Origin of the sequence: Kitasatospora sp. NPDC057500 (genome assembly GCF_042802195.1) — a bacterium.
Lineage (GTDB): Bacteria > Actinomycetota > Actinomycetes > Streptomycetales > Streptomycetaceae > Kitasatospora.
This window is the reverse complement of sequence record NZ_JBHVER010000300.1, coordinates 1-6944: the sequence shown is the minus strand read 5'-3', so window position 1 is coordinate 6944 and position 6944 is coordinate 1. Positions and strand designations below refer to the sequence as shown.

Genomic DNA, 6944 nt, shown 5'->3' with positions numbered 1-6944 from the left:
GCGGCAGGACCGCCGGCCCACCGCCGCGGTCCGCCGCCGGGCACCGTCATCCTGGGAACGCCCGTGCGCGCCGCCCGCGACGCGGGCCTCCTCGTCGCCCACCCGACGGTCGAGCGCCTCACCGCGAGCGGCGCCGCGTGGGTCGACGGGGCCGCCTGGGACTGCGACACGGTCGTCTGGTGCACGGGATTCCGGCCGGACCTCGCCGCGCTACGGCCGCTCGGCCCGCGGCCGTCCCACGGGCGCATCCCCACCGAGGGAACCCGGTCGGTCGAGGACCCGCGCATCCACCTGCTCGGCTACGGCGACTGGACCGGCCCGGCCTCCGCCACCCTCATCGGTGTGGGCCGCACCGCCCGCACCGCCGTCCAGCAGATCAGCACCCTGCTGCACACCACGGACCTCGATCCGTAGACGTGCCCCCCTGTTCCCGTAGTGCCGGCAGCCGCCGGGCCGCCGTCACGCGGGCATGCGCAGCAGGGCGGCCATCGCCGCGAGGACGTCGGGTGCGACGCGGTAGTACACCCAGGTGCCGCGCCGCTCGCTGGTCAGCAGTCCGGCCTCGCGCAGCTTCTTCAGGTGGTGCGACACCGTGGGCTGGGAGACCCCGACGTCGGAGATGTCGCACACGCAGGCCTCCTGGCCTTCGTGCGAGGCCACGGCGGAGAACAGCCGCAGGCGCACGGGGTCGCCGAGCGCCTTGAACATCGCCGCCGTCCGCACGGCCTCCTCGGCGGTCAGCGGGCGCTCGGTCAGCGGCGGGCAGCACGGGGTGGAGTCGGGCTCCAGCAGCGGCAGCACCTTCACATTCGACATATGTCTATGTTGACACACATCGAATCATTGAGGGCGTCCCTTCATTGCTCACCTCATCGTTTCGACGAATGTCTATGTTGACGGTCGTCGAAGCAGGTGCCATGCTGAGTGCGCACGCCATCGACGGATGTCGAACCAGAAGGAGTCGCCGTGAACGCGCCCGCCGCCAACCAGCTGCCCGTCGTCGTGGTCGGAGCCGGCCCGATCGGCCTGGCCGCCGCCGCGCACCTGATCGAGCAGGGCATCGAGCCCCTCGTCCTGGAAGCCGGGCCCTCGGCCGCGACGGCAGTGCGCGAGTGGGCGCATGTGCGGCTGTTCTCGCCGTGGGCCGAGGTCGTCGACCCGGCCGCCGAGAAGCTCCTCGCCCCCACGGGCTGGATCCGCCCCGACGGCGCCGCCTACCCGTCCGGCGGCGACTGGGCGGAGCTGTACCTCCAGCCGCTCGCCGACGTCCTCGGCGAGCGCGTGCGCTACGACGCCCGGGTGACCGGGGTGGCGCGCGCCGGGCGGGACCGCATCGTCGACTCCGGCCGCGACGAGCAGCCCTTCACCGTCCACGTCGAGCACGCCGACGGCCGGGAGGAGCGCGTCCTGGCCCGGGCGGTCGTGGACGCCTCCGGCACCTGGGCCACCCCGAACCCGCTGGGCGCGAACGGCCTGCCCGCCCTCGGCGAGCGCGCGGCCGACGGCCGTATCTCCTACCGGATCCCCGACCTGCGCGACCCCGCCGTACGGGAGCGCTTCGCGGGCAGGCGCACCGCCGTGGCCGGCACCGGCGCCTCCGCGTTCACCGCCCTCGCCCACCTGGCGGACCTCGCCGAGGCGGAGTCCGGCACGCACGCCGTGTGGGTGCTGCGGCGCGGCATCACCGGCTCGACCTACGGCGGCGGGGAGGCCGACGAGCTGCCCGCCCGTGGTGCGCTCGGCCTGCGGGCCAAGAAGGCCGTCGACGTCGGGCACGCCTCCGCGCTCACCGGCTTCCGTACCGCCGCCGTCGAGGCGCAGGGCGAGCAACTGGTGCTGGTCGCCGAGGACGGACGCCGCAGCGAGCCCGTCGACCAGGTCGTCGTCCTGACCGGCCTGCGCCCTGACCTCTCCTTCCTCTCCGAGGTCCGCCTCGGCCTCGACGACCGCCTCCAGGCGCCGACCGCCCTCGCCCCGCTGATCGACCCCAACCAGCACTCCTGCGGCACCGTCTACCCGCACGGCGCGAACGAGCTCTCGCACCCGGAGAAGGACGTCTACCTGGTCGGTATGAAGAGCTACGGCCGCGCCCCGACCTTCCTCGCCATGACCGGCTACGAGCAGGTCCGCTCGGTTGCCGCCGCCCTCGCCGGGGACCACGAGGCCGCGGCCCGCGTCGAACTCACCCTCCCCGAGACCGGGGTGTGCGGCGGCGCCGGCCTCTTCGACCAGCCCGAGGACGGGCAGGCCGCCGGCGGCTGCTGCGCCGTCCCGGCCGCGCCCGAGGTCCTGACCATCGGCCTCGGCGCGCCCGCCAAGCCCTCAACCGGCGGCTGCTGACCCCGGTGCCCACCACCCGCCTCGACGGGGCCGCGACCGGGACCCCGGCCCCGTCGAGGCCCCGCGCCGCGCTGCCGGCGCTGTGCCTGACCCAGATCACCGGCTGGGGCATCCTCTACTACGCCTTCCCGGTCCTGTCCTCCCGCATCACCGGGGCCACCGGGTGGTCCGCCGCGGCGACCACGGCCGCCTTCTCGGCGGCACTGCTCGTGTCCGCGCTCGTGGGCATCCCCGTCGGCCGGCTCCTGGACCGGCACGGGCCGCGCACGGTCATGACCGCCGGCTCCGCCCTGGGCTCCCTCGCGCTGGTGGTCGTCGCCTCGGCACCGGGCCTGCCGGTGTTCTTCGCGGGCTGGCTCCTGGCCGGGGCGGCGATGGCGGCCACCTTCTACCAGCCGGCGTTCGCTGCGCTGACCCGGTGGCACGCACCCGACCACGTACGGGCGCTGACCACGCTGACCCTGGCGGGCGGGCTGGCCTCGACGGTGTTCGCGCCGCTGACGCAGGCGCTGTCCCAGCACCTCGGCTGGCGTGCCACCTACCTCGTCCTGGCCCTGCTGCTCGCCGTCGTGACCGTGCCCGCCCACGCGCTCGCCCTGCGCGCGCCCTGGCCCGAGGCCCACCACCAAGCGTCGGCGGCGCTCACCAGCAAGGCGGCCGACCCGCGCGCGACCGCCCGAACGCCCGCGTTCCTGCTGCTGGCGGTGGCCTTCACCCTGTCGGGCTTCGCCATGTACGCGGTGGTGTTCTCGCTGATGCCGCTGCTGGCCGCCCGCGACGCCACTCCTGCGGCGGCGGCCTGGGCGCTGGGGCTCGGCGGACTCGGGCAGACCATCGGCCGCACCCTGTTCGCGTCCTTCGCCCGCCGCACCACCGCGCGCGTGCGCACCGTGGTGCTCATCGCGGCGGGCGGGCTGACCACCGCTCTGCTGGCCGCGGTACCCGGTCCGCTGCCCCTGCTGGTGGCGATCGCCGTCCTGGCCGGGGCCGTCCGGGGGAACCTGACGCTGCTGCAGGCCACTGCTGTCACCGACCGCTGGGGCAGCGCCGCCTACGGCAGGCTCAGCGGACTGCTCGCCGCCCCCGCCACCATCGCCGGCGCCCTCGCGCCCTGGGCCGCAGCGGCGCTGGCGGGCCCGCTCGGCGGGTACCCGCAGCTGTTCGTCCTGCTCGCCGCCCTCTCCGGCCTCGCCGCACTGCTCGCCGCCCTGCCCGCCGGGCCACGCCCCTGATCGGCGCGGCCGGCTGCGTCCGTCAGTGCGGGGCCCGGACGGCGTACCCGCGTCCGGGCGCGCCATGCTCGGGACGGGCCCGCAGCGAGGGCGATATCCGCTTCGCCCCGATCACCGCCGAGAGCCCGGCCACGGACCTCGATCTCTCAGCCGCGATCGCGCCGGCCCATGGCCTGACGCTCACCGGCGAGGTGCCGCTCGACGGCTCGGTGACCCTCACGGTCCGCTACCTCTAGCGGCGGCGGCCGGTTCGGGGCCGCCCTCGGGACGGCCCCGAACTCGCCGGTACGCCCCGCAACCTCCAGGAACGAAGGCTCGCCGGTGAACCCGGCGAGGGTGCGCCCGTCCGTGGCCTCGGCGGGAAGCCGAGCCGGGGGTCACAGTTTGTACATGGCGTCGTACGGCTGGACGACGCGTTCCCGGTGCGAGCCGAAGTCGACGAGTACGGCGGCGTCGCCGGTCTCCTCGACGCCGACGACCCGGCCGAGGCCGTACCTGTCGTGGGTGACGCGGTCCCCCAGGGCGAAGTGCTTGCGCGGCGCTTCAGGCCGCGCCTGGAAGGGGCTGGTGGGCAGGGGGCGGCGGACTGCTCCATATTTCGTCATTTCCGGCCAGTATGCGCCGGAAAACGCGGCCGCGGAACCATCCGGAGCGTTGAAATCGGCGGCGTCGAAAAAACGAGTGTGGCCTGCGGCACATGCGCCGCGCCGCTCGCGGCCGGGTCCGCCGGGGGATATTTCCGGCAGGCTGTGTCGCCCCGCCGGGAGGTCCCAGCGGCGGTCGGCGGGTGATGAGGATCTCAAGTAGGCTGGGGTCCGGAAGAGTTGGACGGGGTGGCAGTGGGGCGTGGCGACCTCGGAGGAGGCTCGTTCGAAACCCGGGGTGAAATATTCACCCGTTGCGGCCCCGGGCCTGCTACAGTCGCTATTAGTTGCAGTAGTGGTTCCCATGAACTTTGTGTGCGCCTGCTGATGTTTCGCAGGCGCATTTTGTTTCCCGGCTCTTTCCCCGGGTGGGCGCTCATCGCGGTGACTCGAAGCCCGCGCTGTGCGTGCTTCGGACAGTCCCTTGAAGGAGATTTTTGATGGCTAATGGCACCGTGAAGTGGTTCAACTCGGAGAAGGGCTTCGGCTTCATCGAGCAGGAGGGTGGCGGCCCGGACGTCTTCGCCCACTACTCGAACATCAACGCCAACGGCTTCCGTGAGCTGCTTGAGGGCCAGAAGGTCGAGTTCGACGTCACGCAGGGTCAGAAGGGCCCGCAGGCCGAGAACATCCGCCCGCTGTAGTTCTTCTGCTCCGGCACCCGCCCGGCAGCGAGGGGCCCGCACCGAGACATGTGCCCGGTGCGGGCCTCGGCGTTTTCGGGCGCCGGTGGGGCACCCCCGGTCGGGCCGACGCTCGCCGTTCGCGGTGGGGGGTCGCCGCGGTCCAAGGCCCTCCGCCCTCGCCCTCTCCAACAGGCGTCACCCGCAGGCGAGGCGTCCCACGGGAGCGCCGTGCACATTCCGCCCGCCGCATTCCCGGCCCGTTCCCTTGCGGTCTCCTCCGGCTCCGTGCCGCAGAGCCTTCCTCGTGACGCGCCGCCCGAAGGAAGGTCGTCCCGCATGAACCGCTCCAGTCGCACCTCGTACCGAACCACCGAAGCCCGCTCCGGGGACGGTTCCTCCTCGCACGCGTCGGGCCCGGCCGACGGCCGGCGGCCCCGAGGTCGTAGCCGGGGCCGAGGTCCTTCGCGGGGCTCCTTCTCCGCGGACGAGTTCGCGATGCCGGTGAGCACGACCCCCGTGCTGCCGGCCGTCGGGTCCTTCGACGAGCTGGACCTGCCGAAGGCACTGCTGTCGCTGCTGGCCCGCAAGGGCGTCACCGCTCCGTTCCCGATCCAGGCCGCGACGCTGCCCAACTCGCTGGCCGGCCGCGACGTGCTGGGCCGGGGCAGGACCGGCTCCGGCAAGACCCTCGCGTTCGGCCTCGCCGTGCTGGCCCGCACCGCCGGGCGGCGTGCCGAGCCGGGGCACCCGCTGGCCCTGGTGCTGGTCCCCACCCGCGAACTCGCACAGCAGGTCACCGAAGCCCTCACCCCCTACGCCCACGCGATGCGCCTGCGGACGGCCACCGTGGTGGGCGGGACGTCGATCGGCCGCCAGGCGTGGATGCTGAACCGCGGGGCCGAGGTCGTGGTGGCGACCCCTGGCCGGCTCAAGGACCTGGTCCAGCGCGGTGACTGCCGGCTGGACCGGGTCGGCATCACCGTCCTGGACGAGGCCGACCAGATGGCCGACATGGGCTTCCTGCCGCAGGTGACCGAGCTCCTCGACCAGGTCGCCGATGGCGGACAGACGATGCTGTTCTCCGCCACCCTGGACCGCAACGTCGACCGCCTGGTGCGGCGCTTCCTGAAGGACCCGGTCACGCACTCGGTGGACCCGTCCGCGGCGGCGGTCAGCACCATGGAGCACCACGTGCTGCAGGTGCACAACGTCGACAAGAAGGCGACGATCGCCCACATCGCCGCCCGCGACGGCCGGGTGATCATGTTCATCGACACCAAGGACGGAGCGGACCGCCTGGTCGGCGATCTCCTCGCGAAGGGGGTCAAGGCCGCGGCCCTGCACGGGGGCAAGTCCCAGCCGGAGCGCACCCGCACCCTGGAGCAGTTCCGCACCGGCGGGGTGACCGCGCTGATCGCCACCAACGTCGCCGCCCGCGGCATCCACGTCGACGGCCTCGACCTGGTCGTCAACGTCGACCCGCCGACCGACCACAAGGACTACCTGCACCGCGGCGGGCGCACGGCCCGCGCCGGCGCGTCCGGAACCGTCGTCACGCTGGTGCTGCCCAGCCAGCGCCGCGCGGCGGCCCGCTTGATGACCTCGGCCGGCATCGTCCCCGTCACCACCGAGGTCCTCGCGGGCGGTGAGGACCTCGCCCGCATCACCGGTGCCCGCGTACCCACCGGCGTTCCCGTCGTGATCGCCGAACCCGCCTTCGAGCGCCCGCGCCGCAACGCTCCCGGTGCCCGCGGCCGGCGCGGCCGCCCCGCCCGACCGGGCGGCGACACCCGGACGGCCTCCGGCCGTGACGAGCGCGGATCCTCCGCCCGCCGCCGGGCACCCGGGCACACCGCTCCCTAGAAGCCGCCGGTCGGCCTGCCGAGGTCCCGCGCGGGGAACGACTCACGTCGGCTCCGGCGACCGCAGCCCGCTGCATGCCGACATCCGGAGCGGCGCCGCCGCCGGACTCGCCCGGTGGCGCGCCGGTGGACCCCAGCAGCCACGCCGACCGCACCCGGTTCGCCGCATGGCTGCACGCCCGTCCGACGCCCACCGGCGGACCGGCGCCCCGGTCGCGAAGGCCGGAATCAGCCTACGCG

The 6944-nt window shown here is 74.2% G+C and carries 6 protein-coding genes and 1 pseudogene; 5 read left to right on the top strand and 2 right to left on the bottom strand.

Annotated elements, in window-relative coordinates:
* Positions 1 to 414 (top strand): annotated as a pseudogene (locus tag ACFU74_RS34960) (pyridine nucleotide-disulfide oxidoreductase); the annotation flags it as partial.
* Between the two features lie 45 nt (positions 415 to 459).
* Here the strand turns inward: ACFU74_RS34960 and ACFU74_RS34955 are convergent.
* The gene (locus tag ACFU74_RS34955; protein ID WP_380764167.1) at positions 460 to 816 is read right to left on the bottom strand and encodes an ArsR/SmtB family transcription factor; all 357 of its coding nucleotides are present in this window, start codon (positions 814 to 816) and stop codon (positions 460 to 462) included.
* 150 nt (positions 817 to 966) lie between these two features.
* Here ACFU74_RS34955 and ACFU74_RS34950 point away from each other — a divergent pair, with 150 nt between their 5' ends.
* On the top strand, positions 967 to 2340 hold the full coding sequence (locus tag ACFU74_RS34950; protein WP_380764166.1) for an NAD(P)-binding domain-containing protein: 1374 nt from the start codon (positions 967 to 969) through the stop codon (positions 2338 to 2340).
* Between the two features lie 5 nt (positions 2341 to 2345).
* Positions 2346 to 3572, top strand: a complete 1227-nt coding sequence (locus ACFU74_RS34945) for an MFS transporter (protein ID WP_380764165.1) — start codon at positions 2346 to 2348, stop codon at positions 3570 to 3572.
* A 377-nt stretch (positions 3573 to 3949) separates the two neighbouring features.
* Here the strand turns inward: ACFU74_RS34945 and ACFU74_RS34940 are convergent, their stop codons facing one another.
* Complete coding sequence (locus tag ACFU74_RS34940) at positions 3950 to 4177, bottom strand: hypothetical protein (RefSeq protein ID WP_380764164.1); 228 nt, start codon at positions 4175 to 4177, stop codon at positions 3950 to 3952.
* Positions 4178 to 4656: 479 nt separating this feature from the next.
* Between ACFU74_RS34940 and ACFU74_RS34935 the strand changes: the two genes are divergently transcribed.
* The gene (locus tag ACFU74_RS34935) at positions 4657 to 4860 is read left to right on the top strand and encodes a cold-shock protein (RefSeq protein WP_045694210.1); all 204 of its coding nucleotides are present in this window, start codon (positions 4657 to 4659) and stop codon (positions 4858 to 4860) included.
* A gap of 318 nt (positions 4861 to 5178) precedes the next feature.
* On the top strand, positions 5179 to 6705 hold the full coding sequence (locus ACFU74_RS34930; RefSeq protein ID WP_380764163.1) for a DEAD/DEAH box helicase: 1527 nt from the start codon (positions 5179 to 5181) through the stop codon (positions 6703 to 6705).
* Positions 6706 to 6944 lie beyond the last annotated feature (239 nt).

What these genes read in the sequence shown, in the direction of transcription:
- ACFU74_RS34930 (WP_380764163.1), top strand. Translation starts at nt 5,179, where the DNA reads ATGAACCGCTCCAGTCGCACCTCGTACCGAACCACCGAAGCCCGCTCC.
- ACFU74_RS34935 (WP_045694210.1), top strand. Translation starts at nt 4,657, where the DNA reads ATGGCTAATGGCACCGTGAAGTGGTTCAACTCGGAGAAGGGCTTCGGC.
- ACFU74_RS34955 (WP_380764167.1), bottom strand. Translation starts at nt 816, where the DNA reads ATGTCGAATGTGAAGGTGCTGCCGCTGCTGGAGCCCGACTCCACCCCG.
- ACFU74_RS34940 (WP_380764164.1), bottom strand. Translation starts at nt 4,177, where the DNA reads ATGACGAAATATGGAGCAGTCCGCCGCCCCCTGCCCACCAGCCCCTTC.